Origin of the sequence: Nocardia salmonicida NBRC 13393 (genome assembly GCF_001613085.1) — a bacterium.
GTDB lineage: Bacteria > Actinomycetota > Actinomycetes > Mycobacteriales > Mycobacteriaceae > Nocardia > Nocardia salmonicida.
This window is the reverse complement of sequence record NZ_BDBR01000004.1, coordinates 262,438-288,027: the sequence shown is the minus strand read 5'-3', so window position 1 is coordinate 288,027 and position 25,590 is coordinate 262,438. Positions and strand designations below refer to the sequence as shown.

22 protein-coding genes and 2 pseudogenes are annotated in these 25,590 nt (G+C 66.0%); 13 read left to right on the top strand and 11 right to left on the bottom strand.

The features are described from left to right. Positions 1-110: 110 nt before the first annotated feature. A complete protein-coding gene (locus NS1_RS05370; protein WP_062982164.1) occupies positions 111-1,085 on the top strand; it encodes a helix-turn-helix domain-containing protein in 975 nt (324 codons plus the stop codon). 202 nt (positions 1,086-1,287) lie between these two features. Continuing rightward, complete coding sequence (locus tag NS1_RS05365; protein ID WP_056820842.1) at positions 1,288-1,503, top strand: helix-turn-helix domain-containing protein; 216 nt, start codon at positions 1,288-1,290, stop codon at positions 1,501-1,503. Between the two features lie 49 nt (positions 1,504-1,552). Here NS1_RS05365 and NS1_RS05360 read toward each other — a convergent pair whose 3' ends face one another. Continuing rightward, positions 1,553-2,926 carry a cutinase family protein gene (locus tag NS1_RS05360; protein ID WP_062982162.1) on the bottom strand — a complete coding sequence of 458 codons (1,374 nt, stop codon included), beginning with the start codon at positions 2,924-2,926 and terminating at the stop codon, positions 1,553-1,555. Positions 2,927-3,363: 437 nt separating this feature from the next. Between NS1_RS05360 and NS1_RS05355 the strand changes: the two genes are divergently transcribed. Together NS1_RS05355 and NS1_RS05350 are read left to right on the top strand one after the other, a co-directional pair. After that, positions 3,364-4,431, top strand: coding sequence for a phosphotransferase family protein (locus NS1_RS05355; RefSeq protein WP_062982160.1), 1,068 nt, complete (start codon positions 3,364-3,366; stop codon positions 4,429-4,431). Next, positions 4,431-5,585: an acyl-CoA dehydrogenase family protein gene (locus tag NS1_RS05350; protein ID WP_062982158.1), complete on the top strand. Its 1,155-nt coding sequence runs from the start codon at positions 4,431-4,433 to the stop codon at positions 5,583-5,585. Before NS1_RS05355 ends, NS1_RS05350 begins: the two co-directional genes overlap by 1 nt. 54 nt (positions 5,586-5,639) lie before the next feature. On the opposite strand, the gene NS1_RS05345 is transcribed toward NS1_RS05350, so the two are convergent. Next, positions 5,640-5,936 (bottom strand): hypothetical protein, encoded by a 297-nt coding sequence (locus tag NS1_RS05345; protein WP_062982156.1) that lies wholly within the window; start codon positions 5,934-5,936, stop codon positions 5,640-5,642. Positions 5,937-6,217: 281 nt separating this feature from the next. Here NS1_RS05345 and NS1_RS05340 point away from each other — a divergent pair, with 281 nt between their 5' ends. Continuing rightward, positions 6,218-7,441, top strand: coding sequence for a cytochrome P450 family protein (locus NS1_RS05340; protein ID WP_062982154.1), 1,224 nt, complete (start codon positions 6,218-6,220; stop codon positions 7,439-7,441). 466 nt (positions 7,442-7,907) lie between these two features. Further along, positions 7,908-8,681: a hypothetical protein gene (locus tag NS1_RS05335; RefSeq protein ID WP_373864328.1), complete on the top strand. Its 774-nt coding sequence runs from the start codon at positions 7,908-7,910 to the stop codon at positions 8,679-8,681. 47 nt (positions 8,682-8,728) lie between these two features. Here NS1_RS05335 and NS1_RS05330 read toward each other — a convergent pair whose 3' ends face one another. Then, positions 8,729-9,337 carry a DUF8020 domain-containing protein gene (locus tag NS1_RS05330; protein ID WP_062982150.1) on the bottom strand — a complete coding sequence of 203 codons (609 nt, stop codon included), beginning with the start codon at positions 9,335-9,337 and terminating at the stop codon, positions 8,729-8,731. A gap of 313 nt (positions 9,338-9,650) precedes the next feature. Here NS1_RS05330 and NS1_RS39865 point away from each other — a divergent pair, with 313 nt between their 5' ends. After that, complete coding sequence (locus NS1_RS39865; RefSeq protein ID WP_444980719.1) at positions 9,651-10,256, top strand: LppU/SCO3897 family protein; 606 nt, start codon at positions 9,651-9,653, stop codon at positions 10,254-10,256. Positions 10,257-10,292: 36 nt separating this feature from the next. On the opposite strand, the gene NS1_RS05320 is transcribed toward NS1_RS39865, so the two are convergent. Continuing rightward, a complete protein-coding gene (locus tag NS1_RS05320) occupies positions 10,293-10,898 on the bottom strand; it encodes a TetR/AcrR family transcriptional regulator (RefSeq protein WP_255284430.1) in 606 nt (201 codons plus the stop codon). Positions 10,899-11,047: 149 nt separating this feature from the next. Between NS1_RS05320 and NS1_RS05315 the strand changes: the two are divergent. The 3 genes and pseudogenes from NS1_RS05315 to NS1_RS05305 all read left to right on the top strand — a co-directional run bounded on the left by NS1_RS05315 (position 11,048) and on the right by NS1_RS05305 (position 14,151). Further along, positions 11,048-12,425: pseudogene (locus NS1_RS05315) on the top strand (flavin-containing monooxygenase). Next, positions 12,422-13,375 (top strand): alpha/beta hydrolase, encoded by a 954-nt coding sequence (locus NS1_RS05310; RefSeq protein WP_062982144.1) that lies wholly within the window; start codon positions 12,422-12,424, stop codon positions 13,373-13,375. The pseudogene NS1_RS05315 and the gene NS1_RS05310 overlap by 4 nt, the downstream one beginning before the upstream one ends. Next, positions 13,372-14,151, top strand: a complete 780-nt coding sequence (locus NS1_RS05305) for an SDR family NAD(P)-dependent oxidoreductase (RefSeq protein ID WP_174562625.1) — start codon at positions 13,372-13,374, stop codon at positions 14,149-14,151. The genes NS1_RS05310 and NS1_RS05305 overlap by 4 nt, the downstream gene beginning before the upstream one ends. 49 nt (positions 14,152-14,200) lie before the next feature. Here the strand turns inward: NS1_RS05305 and NS1_RS05300 are convergent, their stop codons facing one another. The 3 genes from NS1_RS05300 to fadD1 are packed head-to-tail and all read right to left on the bottom strand — an operon-like array spanning position 14,201 to position 17,998. Next, complete coding sequence (locus tag NS1_RS05300) at positions 14,201-15,286, bottom strand: phosphotransferase (protein ID WP_062982142.1); 1,086 nt, start codon at positions 15,284-15,286, stop codon at positions 14,201-14,203. After that, entirely contained in the window at positions 15,283-16,407 is a 1,125-nt protein-coding gene (locus tag NS1_RS05295) for a TIGR03857 family LLM class F420-dependent oxidoreductase (protein ID WP_062982140.1), read from the bottom strand. Before NS1_RS05295 ends, NS1_RS05300 begins: the two co-directional genes overlap by 4 nt. Then, a complete protein-coding gene (gene fadD1, locus NS1_RS05290) occupies positions 16,394-17,998 on the bottom strand; it encodes a fatty-acid--CoA ligase FadD1 (protein WP_062982138.1) in 1,605 nt (534 codons plus the stop codon). Before fadD1 ends, NS1_RS05295 begins: the two co-directional genes overlap by 14 nt. Before the next feature lie 234 nt (positions 17,999-18,232). On the opposite strand from fadD1, the pseudogene NS1_RS05285 reads away from it, so the two are divergent. From NS1_RS05285 to NS1_RS05275, 3 genes and pseudogenes are all read left to right on the top strand, one after another. Then, positions 18,233-19,770: pseudogene (locus NS1_RS05285) on the top strand (aldehyde dehydrogenase family protein). An 88-nt stretch (positions 19,771-19,858) separates the two neighbouring features. Beyond that, entirely contained in the window at positions 19,859-20,764 is a 906-nt protein-coding gene (locus NS1_RS05280) for an SDR family NAD(P)-dependent oxidoreductase (RefSeq protein ID WP_062982370.1), read from the top strand. A gap of 35 nt (positions 20,765-20,799) precedes the next feature. Further along, positions 20,800-22,467 (top strand): FAD-dependent oxidoreductase, encoded by a 1,668-nt coding sequence (locus NS1_RS05275; RefSeq protein ID WP_062982368.1) that lies wholly within the window; start codon positions 20,800-20,802, stop codon positions 22,465-22,467. A gap of 57 nt (positions 22,468-22,524) precedes the next feature. Here the strand turns inward: NS1_RS05275 and NS1_RS05270 are convergent, their stop codons facing one another. From NS1_RS05270 to NS1_RS05255, 4 genes are all read right to left on the bottom strand, one after another. After that, on the bottom strand, positions 22,525-23,379 hold the full coding sequence (locus tag NS1_RS05270) for an LLM class F420-dependent oxidoreductase (protein ID WP_062982136.1): 855 nt from the start codon (positions 23,377-23,379) through the stop codon (positions 22,525-22,527). 20 nt (positions 23,380-23,399) lie between these two features. After that, positions 23,400-24,485, bottom strand: a complete 1,086-nt coding sequence (locus NS1_RS05265) for an S-(hydroxymethyl)mycothiol dehydrogenase (RefSeq protein WP_062982364.1) — start codon at positions 24,483-24,485, stop codon at positions 23,400-23,402. A 5-nt stretch (positions 24,486-24,490) separates the two neighbouring features. Continuing rightward, positions 24,491-25,042 (bottom strand): Cif family virulence factor, encoded by a 552-nt coding sequence (locus tag NS1_RS05260; protein WP_062982366.1) that lies wholly within the window; start codon positions 25,040-25,042, stop codon positions 24,491-24,493. A 171-nt stretch (positions 25,043-25,213) separates the two neighbouring features. Further along, on the bottom strand, positions 25,214-25,486 hold the full coding sequence (locus tag NS1_RS05255; protein ID WP_062982134.1) for a hypothetical protein: 273 nt from the start codon (positions 25,484-25,486) through the stop codon (positions 25,214-25,216). Positions 25,487-25,590 lie beyond the last annotated feature (104 nt).

Sequence of the window (25,590 nt, the reverse complement as noted above, 5' to 3'; positions counted from 1 at the left end):
ACTACGAACCCACGCAAGCGCTTTGCCTGAATTTCCACCACCCGAAACGCGTAGCGGCCGGCGACGGGAGGGGCTCCACCGCCGGCGAGAATCCGAAGTAGAGATCACAAATGGCAGTGCTGATCGACTCCGACTTCTTCACGCCGGCGGACCGGCGGGAGGCGGTCACCGCAATCCTGCAGGAAGCCGATATCGGGGCGAACCTGCAGATGTTGGATTCGCCGGCCGAGGTGGTCAGCCGACATCAGGCCTGGATGCTGGGTCCGATCGCGCTGACCCGCTCGGAGGTATCCGGTCACCAGGTCTGCCGAACCAGTCGCCATGAGCGAGCCACGCCCAGCGACACGTTGACGGTTACCGTTCAGAACGGACAGGTCCGCAAGCACGAACAGTTCGGTGCGCAAACGCTGATCGAACCCGGCGCCTGCGAAGTGATCGATTTGGCCACCGCGTTCGCCTCCGGCTGGCACGGTCTCGGCGGAACGTTGTGCCTGCAGCTGTCCAGGGAGCGCCTCGGCATTTCCGCGGAGACGGTCGTCGCGGCTCATGGGCGGCTGGCGGCATCGCCGCTGTACCCGATGGTCACGGCGCAGATCCAGCATCTCGTCGGGATCGCCGACCAGCTCGAAGCTGATCCGGCCGCCGCCTCTGTGGGTGAGTCGTGTCTGGAAATGGTTCGGGCACTGTTGATCTCGGCGGCGGGCCGCGGACCGGGTGACGGAGCCGCCATACCTGAGCAACTGCTGATCGAGCAGATCCTCGGGTATGTGCGGACAAACCTGTCCGATTCGACCTTGAAGATCCCCGGTATCGCCGCCGCCAACAACATCTCCGTGCGGCACCTGTACAAGGTATGCGCGCAGTCGGGTATCAGCCTCGAGCAGTGGATCATCGAACAACGCCTGGTCCGGGCCCGTGACATGCTGATCGACATCGGCTACGCGCACCGGTCCATCGCGTCGGTGGCCGGCGCCGTGGGTTTCCGCGATGCCGCCCACTTCGCCCGGCGATTCCGCGAAGCATTCGGCATGACACCTCGTGACTGGCGCCGCAGCGCCACCGCTGCGGACAACCCACCGAAATAGCCGGGAGTTGTGTGCCTGACGGCGCGCAAATTTTGTGCGTGCACAGTCAGCTGCCGTGCAGTCACAGTCTCCTTCGAAGGTCGATTCACCGATATCTTTCGAATGTGGCTGCGCGAGACCACATCAGCAGTACGAGTGTTCGCCCACGGGGCACTCGCACCGATGCGGTCCGTGCTGAGGGCATCGAGAGAGAGGGGAGACCATGTCCACGACGATCGGCAAAGCTATTCGGGCGGCGAGGATGGCCTCCGGATTCACCCAGGCGGAGTTGGCCGACTGGATCGGAATCGCGGACGGAAACCAGATCAGCCGTTGGGAACGTGATGTGGTGACACCCAGTGCGAACAATGTCGGCGAATTATCGCGAGTTCTGGGAGTGCGGCTCGGCAACTCGGTCGGAGATGCAGTGTCGTGCTGATCTGAAAGCCGTTGTGTCGGCTCGATGCAGGTCGAGCCGACACAACGGGCTACGAAACGACCTGGGAGCTGAGGTAGTTCAGGAGGATTTGGACGTCGTCGCGATAGTCCATGTGGGCGTCGGAGGCGTAGAAGTTGGCAACGTCCACGCCTTGGCGGCCAAGCTGAACGAGCTCGTCGACGGTGTCGGGGTCGGTGATGCTGAGCAGGGTTCGGGTGGTTGCGCGGAGGTCTGCTCGGATGCCCGCGGCGAGGGGGCCGAGTACTGAGCCGGTGAGGTCGGCGCCGGTGGCGGCCAGGGGCGCCAGGTCTGCGGCGGCGGCGAGTGGGTCGTTGCGATCGAGGGATTCGACCGCACGCCACAGGATTTCCTGAATTCGGCCGACATTGTCGGCGATACTCAGAAAATCGATGTCCATGAGAGCGTCGGCGATCACGCTGAGGCCTGCGGTCCGACCGGAGGGGTCGACGGCGGCGGCTGCGCGGATGACCTGGGCGACAAGGACTCGGTCTACACCCGCGGCGGCCTGAACCAATGGGGTAAGGGCAACGTTGACCGCACGCGCGCTCCGGTGCGCACCGCGAATGTCACCGGCCGCGAGGAACTCCGGGAGGCGTGTGAGGTTGTCGAGAATGGTGGGCAGGTTCGCCGCGGTGGCGGTCCAGCCGGCGCCCATGGTGACGGCTTGAGTGATCAGGCTGCTGGGATCGGTCGTAGCGGGGACGAGGTTCGCGATCGGTGTGGGATCACCGCTCAGAACCCTGCCCAACACGGCGAGGAACGGAGAAGTGGCGGCATCGAGGGAGCAGTACAGGTCGCCGTCGGCACACAGGGTGCGAACTCGCTCGGTCAACGCACCGAAATCCCGGCTCCGTGTTCCGGCGATGCCGCGGCCGGGCTGCGTATTTCCCAGGGAGAGTGTGGTATTCGGGTCGCGATGCGGATCCGACAGTAGCCCGACCCCGACCACGCGATCGGCACCGATGGGACCGTCGCCGTTGCCGATCTCGGTGGCGAGATCGCCGATGCCGTCCGCGCCCTGGCTGTAGCCGGCGAGGATGACCCGCGTCGAGCCGCAGAGGCCACGCAGCATCTGGCCCAAGCGGGATTCCAGGGTGCTCAGGGACTCCGCGTAGGTCAGACCCTGGTCGAAAGCACTTGCGGCATAAGGGGTGTAGAGAATAGTGATGTCGCGACCGAACTGCCGTTGCAGTCCGTCGCCGACGGGCCCGAGCATGCCGACGGGCACCTCGGGATCGGCGCCCGGCGTGGTCTCCCAGGTCCCCGGCCCGAAAATTGCGGTGTACGGGGTGCAGGGCTGCGCGCCAGGCGTTTCCGCTCCTGCGACGCCGACTGCCGCAGTCCCGGCCGCGACGACGGCGGCAACCAATGTCGCCGCGGCGGATCTCGACAACCTGTTCATCGTCCAATACCTCTGTTGCCGAAGGGGATTCGAGACGGTACGGCAGGTGCTGAATCGTGTCGAACCGTCGGGGCCAATTCTCGCCACTCGCCGTCGGTTCCGTAGACACTTTCAGACACATTTTCATTTCAGATTAGGTGCGTGGGTGCGCCGGGCTGCACGGTGGCGTGGTCGAGCCCATCAGAAGTCGTGGTTGGCCAAGGTGTCGCGTCAGTGGCTTCGTATCAACAAAGTGACGTCTCGTTCTGGAGTCCTGCAACCCCTGTAGCGGATTGGCGGATGTTGACAGGGCACTTCCTGGGACTCTATGTTAATCACAATTCTCGCAAAGTGTCGGCTGTATGAGAAACCTGCCCGGAGACATCCTGAGCCGGTGCCGCCCTGCTCATCACCTCGGCGCTCCGCGCTCAGGAGGCCTGACCCCGTTCGAGGAGAACATGTCCGAGCAAGACGCGATCGATGCTGGTGCCGTTCTCACGCGGACCGATCTGACAGCGCTGACCACCTGGATGGATACCCGTGGCCTCGGATCGGGGCCGCTGGTGTCGGTCGAGCCGGTGACCGGCGGGACCCAGAACGTGATGCTCCGATTCGAGCGCGAAGACCGCGGCTACATCCTGCGTCGCGGTCCGCGCCACCTCCGTCCGCGCAGCAACGATGTCATCCGGCGCGAGTTCACCATCCTGGATGCCCTGGCGAAAACCGATGTCCCGCATGCGGGTTTGATCGCCGCGTGTGGCGACGAGTCGGTCCTCGGTGGCGCGGTCTTCTATCTCATGGAACCGGTCGCCGGGTTCAATGCCGGGGTCGAACTGCCCGACCTGCACGCGAGCGATGTCGCCGTGCGTCGAGAAATGTGCTTCAGCCTCATCGACGCGCAGACCAGGCTCGGTGCGGTCGACCACATCGCGGTCGGGCTCGGCGATCTCGGTCGACCGGACGGCTTCCTCGAACGTCAGGTGCCTCGATGGCTCGCCGAACTCGACTCCTACTCGGCGTTCGCGGAATATCCTGGCCCGGACATCGGGTCGGTCGCCGAGGTCGCGCGCTGGCTCGACGAGCACCGGCCCACGGCGTATTCGCCGGGCATCCTGCATGGTGACTTCCATGCGTCGAATGTGATGTTCTCCCGCACCGGGCCCGACGTGGTGGCGGTGGTCGACTGGGAGATGTGCACGATCGGTGACCCGCTGCTCGACCTCGGTTGGCTCCTGGCGACCTGGCAGCTACCTGGTGCGCCGAACGAGTTCGCCGGCGAATTGACCCGGATGGGCGGCCTGCCCACGGCCCGAGAACTGGTCGCCCGCTACGCCGAGCAGTCCGATCGCGATGTCGCGGCGATCGATTGGTACACCGTGCTGGCGTGCTTCAAACTCGGCATCGTGCTCGAGGGCAGCTATGCCAGGGCGCTGGCGGGCAAGGCGCCGATGAGTCTCGGTGAGCGACTGCATATGACAACTCTGCGCCTGTTCGAACGTGCGCAATCCTTGATGAGTGGAGAGTGATGATCGACTTCGAGATCCCTGCCGAGCTTGCTGAACTGGGTGCCCGGGTACGGAGGTTCGTCGAAACCGAAGTTGTTCCGTACGAACGTGACCCCCGCGTCACCTCGCACGGTCCGACCGACGAGCTGCGCAGTGAGCTGGTAGCGAAGGCGAAGGCGGCCGGTCTGCTGACCATCCAGCAGCGGCCCGAGGGGATGTCGCATCTGGAGCAGGCGGTGGTCTTCGAGGCCGCCGGGTGGTCGACGCTGGGTCCGGTCGCGATGAACTGCGCCGCGCCCGACGAGGGCAACATGTTCCTGCTGTCGAAGGTCGCCTCTCCTGAGCAGGCCGCCGAGTACCTGCAGCCCGTCATCGACGGCACTCGCCGTTCGGTCTTCGCGATGACCGAACCCGATGGCGCGGGTTCGGATCCCAGCCAGTTGACGACGACAGTGGTCCGCGACGGCGGCAAGTTCGTGATCAACGGCCGTAAGTGGCTGATCACCGGCGCGATCAACGCCGACACCTGGATCATCATGGCCGATGTTCCCGATGAAGGCGCGACGCTGTTCCTGTGTCACGGGAATACGCCGGGCATCGTCATCGAGCGGGTCATGAACACGATGGATCGCAATTATGTCGAAGGACATTGCGTCGTCAGGTTCGAAGATCTGGTGTTGCCCGAGTCGGCGATCCTCGGCTCGGTCGGGGAAGCGTTCCGCTACGCGCAGCTGCGGCTGGCCCCGGCTCGCCTCACGCACTGCATGCGCTGGCTCGGCGCGGCTTCCCGTGCGCAGGCGATCGCCATCGAACACGCGAAGACCCGCACGTCGTTCGGCAAGCCGATCGGTGAGCACCAGGGTGTCGGTTTCATGTTGGCCGACAACGAGATCGCGCTGCAGCAATGCCGACTGATGATCTGGTGGGCTTGCTGGACTCTGGACAAGGGAGGCAAGGGCCGCCACGAGTCCTCGATGGCGAAGTCGATGGTCTCCGAGGAACTGTTCAAGGTCGCCGATCGCTGCGTGCAGGTACTCGGCGGAATCGGAATCAGTGACGAGACTCCGGTCTCGGCGATCTTCACCGATATCCGCGCCTTCCGGCTCTACGACGGTCCGACCGAGGTACACAAGTACGCCATCTCACGCCAACTCCTGCGGGACGTCGCGAAGTAGAAAAGCAGTCCCGTCGCCGAGCGCCACCGTGTGCGCCCGGCGACGGTGACCGCGTCAGGTGACCAAGCCTTGGGTGCTTTCCGAACGCGGGTCCTTCGACTGTGTGGCCGCTGTCGTCGACTCGACGCCGAGCAGAATCCGGTCGCGGTATATGCGCAGTGCCGCGACCACGGCGAACAGTGCGGTGAGTGCTCCCAGCACCACACGCACTGTGTGCGCGACCTCGATTTCCTGTGCCGTGCGGTGCAATTCGTCGACTGTGTGCAGCGCGCGATCATCGAACAGAATCGTCCACCGCAGCCACAGATACAGCGCCGACCGCAGGAACAGTCCTGAGACCAACGAGAGCATCGAGGCGAGATTCTGAGGTTCTGCAGTAGACGGTAGGCAGGCTCCGAGTCGATGACATCCGGCGTAAGCCCGGAAAACTACATCAGGGAACTCCCTGACTCCACCGTCGGTGAGAGGTCCATCCGGCCTCGAGGCGTCGGGGTGGGGGAGGCGTCGGAGCCACCGTCCTATTCGTCCCATCGACGGCCCGGCCCCGGGGTAGGTTTTTAACCACACGTGGTCGAAACTGTTTGCGGCACTGTCGATCACGGGCCGCGAACCCTGGTATTGAGGAGATCGTCATGGAACCGATCGTGCTGGATACGACCGGTGCCGACATCCAAGGTGAGTCGGCGCGCATTCAGCAGCGTGGCCCGGTGGCGCTGGTCGAGCTGCCTGGCGGCGTGCCCGCCTGGTCGGTCACCGATCAGGCCGTACTCCGGAGCCTGCTCGCCGATCCTCGGGTGTCGAAAGACCCCAGACAGCACTGGATGTCGTTCATCAACGGCGAGATCACCGAGGCGTGGCCCTTGCTGCCATGGGTGGCCGTAGACAGCATGTTCACCGCCTACGGCGCCGATCACCGCAGGCTGCGCCGCCTGGTCGCCCCGGCTTTCAGTCATCGCCGCAGTACCGCGCTGCGTCCGCGGATCGCCGAGATCACCGAGTACCTGCTCGACGCACTGGCGGCCGCCCCTGTCGGCGAGCCGGTAGACCTGCGCGACGGCTTCGCCTACCCGGTTCCGATCCGGGTCATCACCGAATTGGTCGGTGTCCCCGAAGGTTTCGGGCCTGCGCTGCACAAGTGCGTGGACGGGTTCTTCGACGGCTCGTTCACCGCCGAGCAGGCGCAGGCCAACTATCTCGAAATGTATGGATTGGTCGGCGAACTCGTTGCCTACCGGCGTGCGCATCCCGGTGACGACGTCACCAGCGTGCTGATCGCCACGCGCGACGAGGACGACTCTCAGCTGTCCGAGAAGGAGCTCGTCGACACCTTGATGCTGGTCATCAACGCCGGCCACGAGACCACGGTCAATTTGCTCGACCAAGCGATCGTCGCCCTGCTCACCCATCCCGAGCAGCGCGCCGCGGTAGCAGCCGGTCGGGTGTCGTGGACAGACGTGGTCGAGGAGACACTGCGCTTCCAGGCACCGGTGGCACACCTGCCCCTGCGGTACGCGGTCGAGGATATCGACATCGCCGGGGAGTATCGGATCGCCAAGGGCGAGGCCATCTTGGCCTCCTACGCCGGCGCAAGCCGTGACCCGAAAGTGCACGGCGCCGACACCGCAGAGTTCGACCCCACCCGCGCCACCCGCGAGCAGCACCTCGCGTTCGGCTACGGGGCGCACCACTGCATCGGCGCATCACTGGCCCGTCTGGAAGCGGCCGTTGCGCTGCCCGCGCTGTTCGATCGGTTTCCACAGATGCGCCTGGCCACCAGCCAGGCCGAGTTGGCGCCGGTACCGAGCTTCATCTCCAACGGACACGCGACTGTTCCGGTGTATCTGCACGCCTACTAGTTCGATTTCGCCGCCTCCGCGTAGACCTACGGAGGCGGCGAGATGATCGGGCCTGGTTGGCAGCGCTGATCGCCGACACTCCCACACTCGCCGAACAGACCGTGAAACCCACGTGGGTCGGATTCTCGACAAGCTCAGGCCGAAGTATCGAAGGCAAATTCTCGGCAATGGGATGTCGATGTCAGGTGGGGGAGCTGGTCCGACGGTCCGATCAGAGGGATGCGCGCACGTCCCTCGTGAAGCGGTGCGGGCTTGACACGGTGCCGGACACGGCTTTGACTTATTCGGAAACCGGTGTTACCTCCTACGACAGTGTTCTGAGAGGTCGGCTATGGCCAACACTTGGACAGTGAGCTCGGGGCGTCGGCGTGGATCGTTCGCCCGCCGCGGAGCCCTCTCGGTATCGGCACTGATCGGTGCGTGCCTGCTCTCCTTGACGCCCACTCAGACCGTCTCCGGGCAACCCATGGCAAACCCCTCGGACACCGGATTCGCTATCCCCTTCGCCGGTGCGCCCGCCTACGAATACGTGGCACCGCCGCTGATGACGAGTCCGGAGCAGCTCAACCAGCCGCTCGGTCAGGCCCGGGCCGACACGATCGCCGGTCAGATAGGTCTCGACAGAACCGACGCGCTGACCGAGCAGCAGTATCGCGACCTCAGCACCGGCGGCGGTGTCGGCGGCAGCCGCGAGGCGGCCGAGGTGATCGTCGCCTGCGTCGAGATCCTCACCAATACGGTCGGCAACCCACTCTATTCCGAGGTCGACGGGCAGAGCACGCCCTCGGTGCTGGGCAGCTACGGACTGTATGTGAACCCCGGTGGGCTATTGGAGAGCCCGGCCAACACGGACGCGCCGACCAGGCAGGTGAACACCTTGCTCGCGCCCGGCGGTTACGTCGGCACCTGGTTGCGCGACAACGGTGCGGTTCGAACCCTGGCCGCGCTCTACCGGTCGGCCTACACGGTGCAAGCTGCCTACGGCTTCGCGGCACAGCAGATTTCGGGCGAGGCTCAACTGGTGCCCAACACCAAGGGGGGCGTGAGCACCGTGGTCGGCATGTCGATGGCACCGCCGCTGTGGATTGTGAACTTCGCCCTGATCTACATCTTGAACCCGGCCCTGGCGGCCGAGATGCCGGCCTACTGGGCTCCGATACCCGCGCAGGTCGTCGAGGCCATCAATGCGAGCCCGACCGGCCAGGTTCCATTCGGCGACTACGCGGCCTACTTCGGCTGATCGGACCGCCCGGCCGCGGGAATGCCGCGGCCGGGCGCATCAGTGGGTCAGGGCTGGCCGCTGACGGCCGCGGTGACGGCGTCGAGGAAGGGCTGTCCGCCCATGGCGTAACCGCCGGCGATAGCGCCGAGGACCAGGCCGACAGGGCCGGTGATGATGCTGAGGAAACCGAAGCCGAGGACTGTGCCGATGAGGCCGCCGAGGATGCCGCCCGCGACGACGCCGACCACGTTGCGGTTGATCTCGTTCGACAGCTGCGACATGGGGCTGATGGCCTGCATCTCGCCGATCTCGGCGGTGCGCGCCTGCGGGGCGAGGACGAGGTGGTGGCCGTCGTCGGAGATCGTCTGCGCCACCCGCATCTCCTTGCCGGAGATCTGATAGATGAGCGGGATACGGGTGACGACGGCGCCGGAGTCGGCGACGAGGGTCACCGCGGTGTTGTCGTCCGTGGTGGCAAAGGTGCCGCCGGCGACGGTGGTGGTCAGCACCCGGGAGAACTCGGTGAGGGTGGCCTCGTAGCGCACGGACTGGTCGACTCCGGACGTGGTGGCCTGGGGGGTCGGTGCGACCGGCTGCGCGGCGGTGGTTCCCGCACTGATCCAGACGGTGGCGCCGACAAGGAGCGTGGCAGCGGGGAGGTAACCGAGCTTCATCAGGGAATTCCTTTACGCATCACGAATAATTGCGCGGCAGAACGGCGTGCTCCTGTAGGGGCACGAACCATGTTGTCCGCCAGAGAGATCGGGCAGACCCTAGCACCCTTTTCCGGCCGTTGGTTAACCCTGCCGAATTGGGCAGCGGACCAGGATTTCTCATTGTTAAAAGACGTAGATTCACAATTAGACACGTTCGAGTGTGCCGTGTAAGAACTGTCAGCGAGTGGGACGTCTGTCGGGGACGTCCAGCGGATGAGTAGGGACAACGCAGATGGCGCGTCGGAGAAACCTAGCCTTACTCGGCGTGTCCATGGGGGCGGTGTTTGCCCTGGCAGGCACCTTCTACCTGGCGCTTTCCGTCGTCGTGGGGTTCGCCGCGGAAGACTCCGAACAGCCTGGCAATGCCGCTGCCGCAGAAACTTTGCCGACAGAGGTTTCAGCGACTCAACCAGTGGGAACTAATAATGATTTCTATGGCGGTGTCGCGTCCACATTGACCAAGTCCGCGACGCGGATTCCCTGGGTGGAACTCAGTGTCGGCGATTGTGTGGATTTGAATGCGAATTCGGCCGATATTCGGCAGGTCGCGTGCGGCGAAGCCAACTCCCGCTACCGCGTGACGGAATTGGCGTCCACGGGCAGTCACTGCCCGGGCGATGTCGACCGCGCACAACCTCGGACGCTGCCGGGCGGCGTGGACCAGACCGTTTGCCTGGACATCGATTGGACCGTCGGCGAATGCCTCGACCTGGAGGGTGACGCGGTCAGGCACGTGGACTGCGCCGCCGACATCCCCGGTCGGGTCCGCGTCCTCGAGGTCCGCCGTGACACGACGGATGTGAACGTCTGCACGATCGGCGACCGCGGTGTCGTCTACGACCAGCGCCGCTACGTGGTCTGCGTCAGCACCCGCTGATCCGATGCGATCGGAAGTCGGCCGCCCCATGCGGACTCAGGAATCGCCAGGATCCGCCGTGAGGCCGGGAAGGATGTAGCGCCGCACGTGCCGCAGCACCGCCACTCTGTCATCGGGGTCGATGGTGTCACCGGGGATCGTGCCCAGACTGATCAGCACGCGCGCCACCCACTCGGAGACCTGAGCGAGGTCGTGACCGGGATGAATCTCGCCCCGCGCTGCCGCGGCTTCGACGTAGGGACGCCAGAAGGACGCCAGATCGGGGATCAGGCCGGAAACGCCCGCGTCGGTGCACAGGGCGAATTCCTCGGGCTCGTCGGTTCGTAGCCGAATGAGCAATGCGCCGGGATCGTCGTATGCCCCTCTGCCGATGCGCACCCCCGCCGCGAGTTGTTCGCCGAAGGTGTCGATCGCATCGAGTTGTCCCCGCGCATCGGTCCAGAAAGCGTCGGTCAGCCGCACGAGCGCCGCGCCGAGCAGTGTCGTCTTGTCGGGGAAGTGCCGGTAGAGCCAGGCTCGCGAGACTCCGGCCTCCTCGGCGACCTCGCTCACCGTCGTGGCCCGGATTCCCTTGGTTGCCAACAACTTCTGTGCGGCGTGGAGTAACCGATCCACGACCGTCGCCGTCGGGGCTTCGGTCACGCTCCTCGCCTTCCATGGTCGTCGTTCACGCGGGAACGACATCGGGTTTCTCGAAACCCTAGCAAGCAGTGGACAGATCTGAGAATGTGACAACTGCGAGTAGACACTCTTGCGAATCTGTCTACGGATCGGCTCGGAGGGATCGGGATATGTATCAACCGCGGACCGCGGTCATCGGCGCCGGTATCAGCGGCCTCACCGCGGGAAAGATGCTCAACGACTACGGCATGCCCTATACCTGCTTCGAGTCCTCGGACCGGGTGGGCGGCAATTGGGCCTTCGGCAATCCGAACGGGCACAGCAGTGCCTATCGGTCGCTGCACATCGACACCTCGAAACATCAGCTGTCGTTCCGGGATTTCCCCATGCCCGAGCACTACCCGGACTTCCCGCACCACACGCAGATCAAGCAGTACCTCGACGATTACAGCACCGCCTTCGAGCTGACCGAGCACATCGAATTCGAGAACGGCGTCGAACACGCGCGCCGCCTGCCCGACGGTGGCTGGGAGCTGGGCACCCAACGCACCGGGACGCGGTATTTCGATCTGCTCGTCCGCGAACGGACACCACTGGGATCCGCGGTATCCCCAGTTTCCCGGCGAGTTCGCGGGCGCCACCCTGCACGCGCACCAGTACGTCGACCTACGCACACCGATGGACTTCTCGAACCAGCGGATTCTCGTGGTCGGTCTCGGCAACAGCGCGGCCGATATCGCCGTGGAACTGTCGTCGAAAGCCCTGGGCAACACCCTGACTCTGTCGACCCGCTCCGGCGGGTGGATCGTGCCCAAATACATCGCGGGCCGACCGGCGGACAAGTACTACCGGACCAGCCCCCACATCCCGTACTCGTGGCAGCGCAAGATCGCGCAATGGGGCCAGCCGCTCATCTCGGGACGCCCGGAGAGCTACGGCCTACCGACGCCCAATCACAAGTTCTTCGAGGCACATCCGACCCAATCGGTCGAACTCCCGTTGCGCCTGGGATCCGGTGATGTGATCCCGAAACCCGATATCGCGCGGTTCGATGGGCACACGGTGCACTTCACCGACGGCACCAGCGACGATTTCGACATCGTCATCTATGCCACCGGCTACAACATCACCTTCCCGTTCTTCGATCCGGAGTTCCTCAGCGCACCCGACAATCGGATCGATCTCTACAAGCGGATGTTCGTGCCGGGCATCGACGACCTGGTCTTCGCCGGATTCGCCCAGTCGACGCCCACCCTGTTCCCCTTCGTGGAATCCCAGGCGCGGCTGGTCGGGGCGTACGCGGTCGGACGGTACCGGCTGCCCGAGCCACAGCGGATGCGCGAGGTGATCGTCGCCGATCAGCAGCGCTACACCGGGCACATGCTCGACCGTCCCCGCCACACCCAGCAGGTCGACTACTTCCTCTACGAACACGATATGCGGACACGAGAACTACCGGCGGGAGCGGAACGGGCCCGGGTCCACGGACCGCCGCCGTGGGCCCGGGTGGCCGATACCGACACCACGACCGTAGGAGCGCCCCGATGACCGACGAGTACCGGCAGATCTCCTTTCTCTCCCAGGGAACCACCTGCGATGCCTGGTTCTTTTCTCCGGCATCGGACAGTTCTCTCACCGGGCCGACCGGCTCGCCCGTCGTGGTCATGGCGCACGGATTCGGCGGCACCAAGGATTCCGGTCTCGCTCCGTTCGCGCAGCACCTCGCCGACTCCGGCCTGGCCGTTCTGGCTTTCGATTACCGCGGCTTCGGCGCGTCCGAAGGTCAACCGCGCCAACGGGTTTCGATGGCCGCTCAGGTCCAGGACTATCACGCCGCGATCGCCGCGGCGATCGCGCAGCCCGGCGTCGATCCGGCGCGGACAGTGTTGTGGGGCATCTCCCAGTCCGCGGGCCACGTGTTGAGCGTGGCCGCCGAGCGGACCGACATCCGCGCGGTGATCGCGATGGCGCCCATGATCGACGGCATCTCAGCGGGTCGCAACGCCCTGAGGCAAGTGGGCGTCGGCGCGGTCACCCGCTCCGCGATGACCGGTGTGCGCAGCGCGATCGCGGGGCGCCTGGGCGGCTCGCCGATCATGATGCCGCTGGTCGGCAAACCCGGCGAGCGGGCCGCCTTGACCGCCGCGGGCTATTTCGAGTCCTACACCGCGTTGGCCGGGCCGACCTGGCGCAACAAAGTCGACGCCGCCGTCGGACTCGAGCTCGGCGGCTATCGGGCCGATCGGCACGCGGACCGCATCACCGCCGCTGTCCTCGTGCAGATCGCCGATTTCGACCGCGCCGCGCCCCCACACGCCGCGGCCAAGGCGGCGTTCAAGGCCCGCGCCGAGGTCAGGCACTACCCGTGCGACCATTTCGATCTCTTCGCGGGCAACCAGTGGTTCGAGACCGCCGTCGCCCACCAGGCGCATTTCCTACGACGACATCTGCTCGACGCAGCGCACAGCCAGGTTCGGATTACGGAGGGAACAGCATGACCGGCGATCGACGTTCAGCACTGGTGATCGGCGGTGCGTCCGGAATCGGCCTGGCAACCGCACGCACCTTGGCAGCCGACGGGTACCAGGTGATCATCGCCGACATCGACGAAGGTGCGGCCCGTGACGCCGCGGCGCTGCTCGGCGGCGATGTCACGGCGATCGGAATGGATGTCACCGACGAGGACTCGGTGGCGACAGGATTCGAGTCCGCGCACAGTGTGCATACCGTGGTGAACTGTGCCGGGCTCTCGATTCCGGGCGCGATCACCGAACTCGACCTGGCGCACTGGCGGACCACCATCGATGTCTGCCTGACCGGAACCTTCCTGGTCCTCAAACACGCGGGTCGCCACATCACCGAGGGCGGCAGCATCATCTGCATCGCCTCACTCAACGGTCGCCAACCAGGGACAGGTATGGCCTCCTACTGCTCGGCCAAAGCCGGCGTGCTCATGCTGGTCGAGGTCGCCGCGCTGGAACTGGCCGAGCGTGGCATTCGCGTCAACGCGATCTCTCCCGGCCTGGTCGACACCCCACTGGTCGCCGGAATCTCGATGGTGCCGGGGCTGACCGAGGAGTACCTGGACAACACTCCGCTCGGCCGCAGCGGACGACCGGAGGAGATCGCCGAAGCGGTCGCCTTCCTCGCCTCCGACCGCGCGAGTTGGATGACCGGAGCGGCGATCGATCTCAACGGCGGCGCACACCTGCGTCGCTACCCGGATGTGCTGGGCCGGGTACGGGCGATGGCGGCGAACCCGGAGCAGCCGTAAGTCGTTGCCGCACCGGCTTTCTCCGCCGCGATCGCACCGAGTATCGGATTCAGCGCAGTGCGCCCGGTACGAGGTCGTCGATCGCGGCGGCGCTGCGCGTGAGCATCGTGTGGAACATCTGGTCGCCGCGTGGAGTGGGAGCGGCCGCGCCGCAACCGAATACGACGATCAGCGGTGCGTGGATCAGCGACGACAGGTAGTCGGCCCAACACTGCTCGGCGCTGTAGCCGGTGACGCCGTGCCGGGTGAGTTCCCGGTGGTAGTCGGCGACGATGGCGCGCTCGTGCAGGCGACGGTCCTCGATCGTGAGACTCGTCGAGAGCAGGAAGGCGATATCGCGCAACGGTTGCCCAGGGGTGATCGTCTGCCAGTCCAGCACCGTCACTGTGCCGTCCGGCGCGAACATCACATTGTCGACGCGGAGATCCCCGTGCAGCAGCGCGAAATGCCGCAGCGGGGCGATCAGCCACGCACCGGCGGACGCGACCAGCCACGCGACGGCGGCCCGTTCGAGGTCGGTGAGCCGATCGTCGAAACGCTCGACGAAGGCGTCGGCCATCGGGCCGAGGACCGAGTCCATCAGGTCGCGATCCTCGGCAGTGGGCAGCGACAGGCCCGATACCTGGAACAACGTGTCGTCACACCAGCGCGGGCCGTGCAGTCCCGCAGCGGCGACGGCGACCGCGCGCGCCTGTTCGACGGTGCAGCCCGCGATCTGGTCACCCTGCACCGCCGGCGCGAGATCATCGAGTAGCAGCACGAATTCGCTGCCGGATTCCGAGACGACCGCGGCGTGACAGCCCGGCACCGGCGTCCGCAGCGTCGACGCCAGGTCGCGATAGAAGCGCACCTCGTTGCGGAAGGCGCCCGCTCCGAACCGGCGATGCTCCTCGGAGCCGATGGCGAGTTTGGCGATCATGCTCACCGGCAAGCTGGTGTTGTCGCGATAGCGCAGCAGCAGCCGGTACGAGCCGGCCATCTGACCCGAACCCACCGGCGTCACGGTCACGCTGTCGACCTCCACGGCGTGACCGTGTGCCCGTAGTGTCGCGGTGAGCCAGGCGGGGGTGAGCGCATCCGGATCGGTCGGGATGTCCTCCGACACCGTTCCGGGAGGGGTGTATTCGGCGGTCATGCGACAACTCCTGACGAGACCGGCAGCGTGACCGAGCCCGGGTTGGCCGGCAGTGCGCGCCGGGTCGAGCGGATCGCTCGGTAGGCCTCGACGACCGGGACCAGTTCGGTGGGGGTAGCGCCGTGCATGATCACCGAGTCGACGCCGAGTTCGAATTGTCGGTCGACCGCCGTGGCGCAGGCGTGCGGGGAACCGGTCGCGCAGTCGCTCACCCATTCCCGCGGAATCACCGCGGCGAGTTCGGCGAGTTCGGCGGCATCGGCAGTCGCGTCGATCGCGCCACGCGCCGAAGTGAAGGCCGTGCTCGCCCGCACCCGCTCCAGATCGTCGCTGCGCCAGCCGTTGGCTCGCATCAGAATCTCGGGATAGCCCTGCAGGTAGGTGGCCAGGCGGCCGTAGAGCCGCCGCAGTTGATCCTGCTCGTCGAGGTCGTCACCGACAGTGGCCACGACCGACCAGATCCGCACCGAGGCAGGATCGCGCCCCGCGCGTTCCGCGGCCTCGCGCACCGTCGACACCGCGGTCGCGGTGGCTTCGGCGCTGAGGAAGGTGTGCAGGACAACCGCGTCCGCGATGCGGCCCGCCAATCGCAGAGTCCGTGGGCTCATGGTGACCAGCAGCACCGGCGGTGGCGAATCGAGTGCCACGCCGAGATGCAGAACCGGATAGGAACCGATCGCGCCGTCGTGGCCGATGACCGTCTCCCCGCGCCACAACCTACGCACGATGTCGGTGATCTCGGCCAGTTGCGCGCCGGTCACGTTCGGTATCCCGAGAACCTGCCACAGTGGCGCGATTCCGCGTCCGAGGCCGAGCGCGAAACGTCCGCCACTGAGTTCGGCGAGGGTCGCGCCCATGTTCGCGGTGACGATCGGATGACGCGTGTTGTGGTTGGTCGCCGCGGTGGCGATACCCAGCCTGGTCGACACAGCGGCGAGTGCGCCAGACAGAACCGCGGCGTCTTTGATGTTGAACCGCTCGGAGACGAAGGCGGTGCCCAGCCCGATCCGGTCGGCCAGCACCGCCTCGGCCGCGAGATCGGCGGGGGTGACGGGATGCCGCGACAGCGCGTAGTAGCCGAGTTCGGTCAGCTGTGGCGGGAGTTGTTCATCTGCTGACATCGGCAGGCACCTCCGGTGCGGCGATTTCGTAAGTGGTCGAGCGTGATTCGCGTCGCCAGAGGGTGCCCTCGCCTGCCGTGGCCCCCTGCTCGACGAGCGTGCGTTTGAGGATCTTGTTGGTGGCCGTCGTCGGCAGGTCGGCGGCCAAGCGCACGAAGCGCGGCCAGGCCTTGGGGGAGAGGTCGAGTTGCTCGCCGAGAAACACGGTGAGCTCGCCCGGATCGAGAGAGGCGTTGTCGCGCAAGACGATCGCGGCCATGACCGCGTCGCCGACCCGGTCGTCGGGAACTGCGTAGACGGCGCACCGGCTGACCGCGTCGAGCCGTTGCAGGATCCGTTCGATCGGACCCGCGGCGAGGTTCTCACCGTCGACGCGCATCCAGTCGGCGGTACGACCGGCGAGATAGAGGAAGCCGTCCGCGTCCTTGTAGGCCAGATCGCCCGACCAGTAGAGACCGCCGCGGGTCCGCTCGGCGGTGGCTTCCTCGTCGCCGTAGTAGCCCATGAACAGGCCCGTCCCGTCGGCGTTGACCAGTTCGCCGACGGCTTCGTCCGGATTGGCCAGGGCGCCGTGTTCGTCGAAGACGGCGCACGGGCATTCGGTGACAGTCACCGAGTTGTACACGGCCACACCGGGATAACCCTTGCCGATGGAACCCGGCGGGGTACCTGGTTCCCTGGTGATGATGATCGCCAGTTCGGTCGAGCCGAATCCGTCCCACACCGTGCAGTCGAAGCGCCGGGTGAACTCGTCGATATCGCGGTCGGTCGCCTCGTTGCCGAAAGCGACGCGCAGCGGATTGTCGGCATCGTCGGGCTGCTGCTCGGTAGCGAGAATGTAGGACAGCGGTTTGCCGACGTAGTTCATGTATGTCGCGCCGCTTCGCCGGATATCGGCGAGGAATGTCGAGGCCGAGAATTTGGCGGGCGCCATGGCTGCCCCGCTGGCGAGGGCCACGCAGTAGCCGCCGAGTATCGCGGCCGAATGAAACAGCGGCATCGACAGATAGCAGATGTCGTCGGCGCCGAGGCCGAACCGGTCGACCAGCGGCGGTCCCGCGAACGGCACCATCATGTGCGCGAGCCGCACGGGCTTCGGGTTCCCACTCGTGCCCGAGGTGAAGATGAGCATGAAGGTATCCATCGCGCCCGGCACGCTGTGCGGCGTCAATTCGGCTGCACTGTCCAGTAATTCGGCCCAGCGTGGTAGCGAGACGTCGAAGACGGTGACGCCGTCGAGGTCGAGTCCGTCGAGCAGTGCTCGGTGTTCGGCGTCGGTGAGCAGGATCTGGACATCGCCGCGCCGGATGTCGTCGGCGAGGGCAGCGCCGCGCCGGGTGTTGTTGATGCCGACCGTGACGTATCCGCCGAGCGCACCGGCGGCGAGGCTGGTGAGCATCTCGGCCGTGTTGCCCAGCAGCGTTCCCACATGCATCGGACGGGCGGGATCGGCGACGGACAGTATCGTCGCGGCCTGGCGTCGCGCCTCGGCGATGTGCTCGCGCCACGTCCAGGTCCGACCGGGACAGGTGATCGCGAGGGAATCGTCCTCGGCTCGCGCGAGCAGAAGTTCGGTGACCGTTGCAGCCATGGGCCGAATTTAGAACACGCTATCGTCGGATGTATACAGATTTCAAAAATTGTCTACTCGCCGGATCGGCCGTGCGGGGGAGGGATGGTCATTGCCATTCGAGTGCGCCTCATGCTAGCGTCCAGACAAGTGTCCAGGTGAGTGTCCAACCGTAGTCCCTTCTCGCCTGTCGTGTCGAAGATTCGGTCGGGTGCTCGGCATCGACACCTCGAAGACCTAGTTGAGGAGATCGACATGGCGATTGTGCAAGCGCTGCCGCAGGCGTCGGATGGTCGACGTCGTCTCGGGTTGAGCAGTCCGGTGCACGGGGGAGCGGTCGGCGACATCCTCGTGAGCACGGCCGAAGAAGTCGGGCAAGCGGTCGCCCGTGCCCGGGTCGCCCAAGTGGCGTGGGCGGCGCGGCCGGTGCGCGAGCGCGCTGCCATCATCCGTGCGGCGGTCGAGGTCTTGATCGCCCGGCAGGACGAAGTCGTCGACACTCTTCGGGCCGAATCCGGCAAGCCGCGCGTCGAAGCCTTGGCGATCGAGATCTTGGCCTCGTGCGACTTCCTGAACTATTGGAGCCGCCGAGCCAAGCGGGATCTCGCCGATCATCGTGAACGCTTGCACGGCTATATCCGTCCGTTCAAGAAGCTCACCGTGCACTACCGCCCGTTGGGCGTGATCGGCGTGATCACGCCGTGGAACGCGCCCTTCGTGCTGTCGATGAATCCGGTGGCGCAGGCGCTGCTGGCGGGCAACGCCGTACTGCTCAAGCCCTCGGAGGTCACGCCGCATTCGGGCGGCTGGGTGGCGAAGATCCTGCACGAAGCCGGTGTTCCGGCGGATGTGCTGCAGCTGATCCACGGCGACGGCGAAACGGGCGCCGCTCTCGTCGACGCCGGGGTGGACAAGATCTCGTTCACGGGCAGTGTCGCCACCGGCCGAAAGGTCGCCGAAGCCTGTGCGCGGCAGCTGATTCCGTGCACTTTGGAACTGGGCGGCAAGGACGCCATGATCGTCTGCGACGACGCCGACATCGAACGGGCCGCGGAGGGGCGGTGTACCTGTCGATGTTCAACAGCGGCCAGGTATGTCTGAGCGTAGAGCGCATCTATGTCGTGGAAAGCGTTGCCGACGAGTTCATTCGGCTGGTCCAGCAGAAGGCGAAGTCGCTGACCTACGGTGCCGGTGACGGCACAGATATGGGTCCGATGTGCTGGGATCGCCAGGTGGCGATCGTCACCCGCCACCTCGAAGACGCGAAACGCCGTGGCGCCGTGCTGCTGGTCGGAGGGGAAGCCGACACCGCCGGTGGCCTGTTCTTCGAGCCGACGGTCGCGGTCGAGGTCACCCATGACATGGAACTGATGCGGGAGGAGACTTTCGGCCCCGTCGCGGCGATCATGCGGGTCGCGGACGAGGAGGAAGCGATCCGACTGGCCAACGACTCTCAGTACGGGCTCAGCGGCAGCGTCTTCACCAAGGACACAGCGAAAGCGCTGCGTATCGCCAAGCGTCTCGACACCGGATCGGTTGTTCACAACGACGCCGCCGTGATCTACGGAGTGCCGGAGGCGCCGTTCGGCGGCCGCAAACGCAGCGGCCTCGGACAGACGAACGGCCGCCATGGCCTGCGCGGATTCACCCACGCTCAGCCGATTCTGCTCGATCGGTGGCAGTTGAAGCGGGAGCGGATCTGGTACCCGTACACCGAGGAGTCGGTCGCGATGATCGCAGGCACTCTGAAGTACGGGTTCGGCAGCGCGATCGCGCGACGCTTGATGTCCTGACGGGAACTCGGATTTACGGCAGGAATTCTTCTGGACCACAGCGCGATTCGACGCGGTGTGGATGTGGTCGACGTGAGTGGAGAACGGGATGAACGGCGAGCGATCGTTGAGTGGGCGCGGGGCGGTCGTGGTCGGCGGCAGTCGGGGGATCGGCTTCGCAGTTGCCGCACTGCTGGCCAAAAACGGTGCGGGGGTGGTGATCAACGGGCGTGACGAGGCGGCCGTCGACAGGGCGGCCAAGGCGATCACGCTCTCCGGACATTCGGCTGTGGGAGTGGCGGGATCCGCGGCCGATGTGGCCGTCGCGACCCGAGCGATCGATGTCTGTGTCGAGAAATTCGGCGCCATAGACGTTCTCGTCAACTGCGCGGGAATCGCCGAGCCGCCCGCCTCGTCGATTCTGGATGCGAAGCCATGGGATTGGCGGGCCCTGCTGGATTCGCATCTCACCACGGTGTTCAACACCTGTCGCGCCGCCGCGCCCCGGATGGTCGAGCAGGGGCGCGGTTCGATGATCAATACGAGCTCTTTCGCCTACCTCGGTGACTACGGCGGGACGGGATACCCAGCGGGCAAAGGAGCGGTGACCAGCCTGACGTTGGCGATCGCGGCGGAGCTGAAAGAGCACGGAGTTCGGGCGAACGTGGTGTGCCCCGGCGCGAAGACGCGCCTTTCCTCCGGATTTGCCTACGAGGCCAAGATTCTCGAACTCTATCGGCGGCAGATGCTCGATGAGATAACGATGCGCAGTTCGCTCGACGCGCCTCCCGCGGACTACGTGGCGCCGCTCTATCAGTTCTTGGCCAGCGATATCGCGGCCGATATCACCGGTGAAATCTACATCGCGGCAGGCGGATTCGTCGGCCGCTTCGAACGCCCTACCCCCACCATCGTGGGCTACCGGGACCATCGGGATGCACCTCCGTGGACCATGGCGGAGTTGCGTCAGATGATCCCCGACCGTGGGGCGGATCGCTCGCAAGCCGCGGGCTGACCCTGTCCGATCTACCGTCCATGGAAGGTGTGCTCATGGCCTTTGTCATCACCCAGCGATGCTGCAACGACGCGAGTTGCGTCGCGGAGTGTCCGGTCGACTGCATCCGGCCGCGACCCGGCGATCCCGATTTCGCGAACGCCGAGATGCTGCATATCGATCCCGATACCTGCATCGACTGCGGCGCCTGCATGGACGCCTGTCCCGTGGACTCGATCTATGACGCCGACGACCTGCCGGTGAACCTGCTGCGCTATGCCGAGATCAATGCCGCCTACTTCCAGCACCGCCCGCTCGACACCGATATCGCCGTCGACGCCGCGCCCGCCCGACTGTCGCGTGCGGCGGGCCGGTTGCGCGTGGCGATCGTGGGCACCGGGCCCGCGGCCTGCTACGCCGCCGAGCATCTGCTCGGCCGGGGCGATGTGGAGGTCGAGATGTTCGATCGCCTGCCGACGCCGTGGGGGCTGGCTCGGTACGGAGTCGCTCCCGACCACCCCGAAACCCGCGGCGTCACCACCATGTTCGCGTCGGCGTTCAAACGCGACTCGGTCCGATTCCACCTCAATGTCGAAGTCGGACGCGATATTTCGCATGCCGAACTGCTGGAGCACTGCCACGCGGTGATCTACGCGGTCGGCGCCTCCGCGGACGGGCGACTGCACATACCCGGTGAGGATCTGCCGGGCAGTCACTCGGCCACCGAATTCGTGGCCTGGTACAACGGGCACCCCGATTACGCCGACCACCGTTTCGACCTGTCCGGTGAGCGGGCGGTCATCGTCGGCAACGGCAATGTGGCGCTGGACATCGCGCGAGTGCTGACCACTGATCCCGATCAGCTCGCGGGCACCGATATCGCCGATCACGCGGTGGAAGCGTTGCGCCACAGCAATATCCGCCAGGTCCTGCTGCTGGGCAGACGTGGCCTTCGCCAGGCCGCCTACACCGGCCCGGAATTCCTCGCGCTCGGGCACTCGTCCGGTACCGGCGTCGTCATCGATCCCGCCGACATCGATGACGACGTGGTCGCCGCACTGTCGGATCCGGCCATCGATCCGACGACCCGCCTCAAGCTGACCCTGGCGCACGAATACAGCACGCGGGGTATCACCGGCGCACCTCGGCTCGTCGACTTCCGTTTCCGTGTCACCCCTGTCGCGCTGACCGGCGAAGGCAGGGTCGAATCACTTCAGCTGGCACACAACGAGATTCACAGCGGCCCCCAGGGGCCGGTGGCCGTGGCGACGGAGCGCGTAGAAACCATCGATACCTCCCTGGTGCTACGTGCCGTCGGCTACCGCGGCAGGCAGGTACCCGGTGTGCCGTTCGACCCGGCCAAGGGCATCATCCCCAACGACGGCGGCCGGGTGCTCGACAGCGCGGGCGCGGTACTACCCGGTGCTTATGCCGCCGGGTGGATCAAGCGCGGGGCGCGAGGCGTGATCGGCACCAACCGTGGTGACGCGGAGCAGACCGTCGCCGGGATCGTCGAGGACTTCACCGCCGGACGCCTGGCCACGCCAGCGGGCGACCGGGAAGACCTGCTGGCCCTGCTGTCGCGTCGTTGCCCGAATCTCGTCGACCGGGACGGATGGGCGCTGATCGACGCCGCGGAGCGCGCCAACGGCGCTGCGGCGGGCCGTCCTCGGGTCAAGTTCACCCGGGTCGAGGACATGGTCGACACCGCACGTGCGCGATAGCGAGATGCGGGCCGGGCTGTAGTAGCCCGGCCCGCATCTCGGGGCGCTGTTCTCGGGTCAGAACCCGGTCAGATCGGCGAGTTTCGCCGCGAGCCGGTCGAGATACTGCAGCACCTCGGTCTCGGTGCGGTCGGGTAGCCCGTACAGCACGTCGGTGACCCCGGACCCGGCCCACAGCGCCAACTTGGCCGGGTCGGGTTTGAAGTCCAGTGCGACCACGCGTGGTCGGTCACTGCGCCCGGCGTCGGCCCAGATCTTGTGCAGCAGCGCCAATCGTGCGGTGATGTCGGTTTCGGTCGGCGTGGTGATCCAGCCGTCCGCGTTGCGAGCGATCCACTCGAAGGTGCGCTCGGTGCCTGCCGCGCCGATGAGGACAGGGACGTGGCGCTGGACAGGTTTGGGCCACGCCCAACTCGGTCCGAACGACACGTAGTCACCCTGATAGGCGGCTTCCTCCTCGGTCCACAGCGCTCGCATCGCTTCGATGTACTCGCGCAGCACCGTGCGCCGCTTGTTCGGCGGCACCCCGTGGTCGGCGAGTTCATCGGTGTTCCAACCGAATCCGGCTCCGAGCGTCACCCGCCCGTCGGAGAGATGATCCAGGGTCGCGACCGTTTTGGCCAAGGTGATCGGGTCGTGCTCGACGGGCAGCGCCACGGCGGTGGACAGCTCGATCCGCTCGGTGACCGCCGCCGCCATGGCCAACGACACCCAGGGGTCGAGGGTTCGGGTGTACCGGTCATCGGGCAGCGACGCGTCGCCGGTCGACGGGTGGGCCGCCTCCCGCTTGATGGGGATATGGGTGTGCTCGGGCACGAAGAACGAAGCGAAGCCGCGCTCCTCCGCCGCCCGGGCGGCCACCGCGGGCCGAATGCCGCGGTCGCTGGTGAACAGAACGATCCCGAATTTCATGAGTGTCAACTCTTTCCGGTTCACCACGTCACCACGGAGCGCAATACGCGGCCGGATTTCATGGTCTCGAAGGCCTTTTCGACGTCGGCCAGGCCGATGCGTTCGGTGACGAACAGGTCGAGGGGCAGGCGCTGTTGGCGATACAGTTCGATCAGCGTCGGGAAATCGCGTTCCGGGAGGCAGTCGCCGTACCAGGAGGATTTCAGCGCGCCGCCGTGGGAGAAGAAGTCCAGCAGTGGCATCTCCAGCTGCATCTGCGGCGTCGGTACGCCGACGAGGACGACTGTTCCGGCCAGATCGCGGGCGTAGAACGCCTGCTTCCACGTCTCGGGGCGGCCCACCGCATCGATCACGACGTCGGCGCCGAAACCGTTGGTGAGCTCGCGGATTCGCTCGATGGGATCCTCGGTTCCGGCATCGACGGTGTGGGTCGCACCCAGTGTGGTCGCGCCGGTCAGTTTGGTCGGATCACGGTCGACGGCAACGATGGTGCTCGCTCCCGCCAAGCGCGCCCCCGCGATCGCGGCCGCCCCCACGCCGCCACAGCCGATCACGGCGACCGAGTCGCCACGGCTGACGTTTCCGGTGTTGAGAGCGGCCCCCAACCCGGCCATGACGCCGCAGCCGAGCAGGCCGGCCACGGCGGGGTCGGTGGTGGAATCGATGACAGTGCACTGTTTTTCGTGCACCAGCGTCTTGTCCGCGAAGGCCCCGATCCCGAGTGCGGGGGTGAGCGGTGACCCGTCGGCGAGTGTCATCTTCTGCTCGGCGTTGAAGGTATCGAAGCAGTACCAGGGGCGGCCGCGACGGCACGCGCGGCAACTCCCGCAGACCGCACGCCAGTTCAGAACCACGAAATCGCCTACGGCGACATGGGTTACGGCGGTGCCGATCCGATCGACGACCCCGGCTGCTTCGTGGCCGAGCAGGAACGGGAACTCGTCGTTGATCCCGCCTTCGCGGTAGGTGAGGTCGGTGTGGCAGACCCCGCAGGCCAGCACCTTGACGACGACATCATGGGCTCCGGGTTCGGGGATGATGATGTCGACCATCTCCACCTCGGCACCGGCTCGGCGCGCGATAACGCCCCGCACTGTTTCAGTCATCGCGTTCACCACAGGGGGACCGGAGAGGCGCCCAGGCGGTACCAGCCGGGCAGCTTGCCTTTGGAGTTCACTACGCGCTCGATGCGCTTGGTCACGCCGGCGGGCAGGTCGTCGTTGGCGATCATCTCGGTGAACAGCACGGTGAGATTGCCGTAGTCGAAGAAGTCACGCTGCCACTTCCATTGGAAGTCGCCGCCGTACTTGAACCAGCTGCCCTGAATGCCGTCGAGGGCGTAGTTCGTGCCGTCGGCGCGTTTGACCTCGCAGACCTGCTTCCACAGGCCGAGCATGTCGCCGGTCTTCTCGTCGGTGACCCAGGCCTGATAGGGGTAGGTCCAGCCATCGAGGCCGTCCATTTCCAGGCCGATCGCGTAATCGCGGATCTCGGTGCGCCCGATCGCCATGAAGTCGTGCTTGGGCCCGTAGTTCCAGCCGTAGGTGGCGTCCTCGGTATAGAACTCAGCCAGTGGCCGCCAGTCACCTGCCTGCTCGCACTCGATGTTCGCCTGCAACCACCGTTGGACCATTTCGTCGAGTTCGGCGCGGGGAAAGGGCATGAACATTGCTCCGATCTGTACAGCGGACTCCGCACCGCATAGCGCCGAGTCCGAGAGATAGCACGTACGGTACACACGGTGTGAACAAGTGTATAGACACATGTCCAATTTAACGTCCATATTTTGATGGCTGTGCGCAGTACACGGTCGACGAGGGCGTCGAGTTCGGCCCTAGGCCGTGATGAAGGCGGCCCACAGCAACGCCGTGATCGCGATCAGGACCGGTGTGGTGATCCGCGCGACCCGCGCTCGCTGATGGCGAGCGAAAACGAAGGGGACAGCCACCGCGGTGACGAGCGCGGCGGGCACCGACAGCACGGTTCCCGCGACGAGTCCGTATCCGTGGGGATCGAAGCCGGGGTCGGTCACGAGGCGAAATGCGAGCACAACGTAGATGCATCGCAACCAGACCAACCCGGCGGCAGCACCCACGGCACCGGCCATCGGCCGAACTACCCAGCGCAGAACGGACGGCGGGAAGGAGGCGGGTGGGTTCATCGGAGTCGCTGGGCGATCATTTCGGCGATCTCGCTCGCCTGACCCGGCCA

Excerpts from the sequence above, each read along its gene's own strand:
- NS1_RS05255 (WP_062982134.1), bottom strand. The coding sequence starts at position 25,486 with ATGGCCGGTGCCGTGGGTGCTGCCGCCGGGTTGGTCTGGTTGCGATGC.
- NS1_RS05300 (WP_062982142.1), bottom strand. The coding sequence starts at position 15,286 with ATGACCGCCGAATACACCCCTCCCGGAACGGTGTCGGAGGACATCCCG.
- NS1_RS05270 (WP_062982136.1), bottom strand. The coding sequence starts at position 23,379 with ATGAAATTCGGGATCGTTCTGTTCACCAGCGACCGCGGCATTCGGCCC.
- NS1_RS05350 (WP_062982158.1), top strand. The coding sequence starts at position 4,431 with ATGATCGACTTCGAGATCCCTGCCGAGCTTGCTGAACTGGGTGCCCGG.
- NS1_RS05260 (WP_062982366.1), bottom strand. The coding sequence starts at position 25,042 with ATGCCCTTTCCCCGCGCCGAACTCGACGAAATGGTCCAACGGTGGTTG.
- NS1_RS05335 (WP_373864328.1), top strand. The coding sequence starts at position 7,908 with ATGGCAAACCCCTCGGACACCGGATTCGCTATCCCCTTCGCCGGTGCG.
- NS1_RS05370 (WP_062982164.1), top strand. The coding sequence starts at position 111 with ATGGCAGTGCTGATCGACTCCGACTTCTTCACGCCGGCGGACCGGCGG.
- NS1_RS05360 (WP_062982162.1), bottom strand. The coding sequence starts at position 2,926 with ATGAACAGGTTGTCGAGATCCGCCGCGGCGACATTGGTTGCCGCCGTC.
- NS1_RS05330 (WP_062982150.1), bottom strand. The coding sequence starts at position 9,337 with ATGAAGCTCGGTTACCTCCCCGCTGCCACGCTCCTTGTCGGCGCCACC.
- fadD1 (WP_062982138.1), bottom strand. The coding sequence starts at position 17,998 with ATGGCTGCAACGGTCACCGAACTTCTGCTCGCGCGAGCCGAGGACGAT.
- NS1_RS05365 (WP_056820842.1), top strand. The coding sequence starts at position 1,288 with ATGTCCACGACGATCGGCAAAGCTATTCGGGCGGCGAGGATGGCCTCC.
- NS1_RS05295 (WP_062982140.1), bottom strand. The coding sequence starts at position 16,407 with ATGTCAGCAGATGAACAACTCCCGCCACAGCTGACCGAACTCGGCTAC.
- NS1_RS05345 (WP_062982156.1), bottom strand. The coding sequence starts at position 5,936 with ATGCTCTCGTTGGTCTCAGGACTGTTCCTGCGGTCGGCGCTGTATCTG.
- NS1_RS05265 (WP_062982364.1), bottom strand. The coding sequence starts at position 24,485 with ATGACTGAAACAGTGCGGGGCGTTATCGCGCGCCGAGCCGGTGCCGAG.
- NS1_RS05310 (WP_062982144.1), top strand. The coding sequence starts at position 12,422 with ATGACCGACGAGTACCGGCAGATCTCCTTTCTCTCCCAGGGAACCACC.
- NS1_RS05275 (WP_062982368.1), top strand. The coding sequence starts at position 20,800 with ATGGCCTTTGTCATCACCCAGCGATGCTGCAACGACGCGAGTTGCGTC.
- NS1_RS05280 (WP_062982370.1), top strand. The coding sequence starts at position 19,859 with ATGAACGGCGAGCGATCGTTGAGTGGGCGCGGGGCGGTCGTGGTCGGC.
- NS1_RS39865 (WP_444980719.1), top strand. The coding sequence starts at position 9,651 with ATGGGGGCGGTGTTTGCCCTGGCAGGCACCTTCTACCTGGCGCTTTCC.
- NS1_RS05355 (WP_062982160.1), top strand. The coding sequence starts at position 3,364 with ATGTCCGAGCAAGACGCGATCGATGCTGGTGCCGTTCTCACGCGGACC.
- NS1_RS05305 (WP_174562625.1), top strand. The coding sequence starts at position 13,372 with ATGACCGGCGATCGACGTTCAGCACTGGTGATCGGCGGTGCGTCCGGA.
- NS1_RS05340 (WP_062982154.1), top strand. The coding sequence starts at position 6,218 with ATGGAACCGATCGTGCTGGATACGACCGGTGCCGACATCCAAGGTGAG.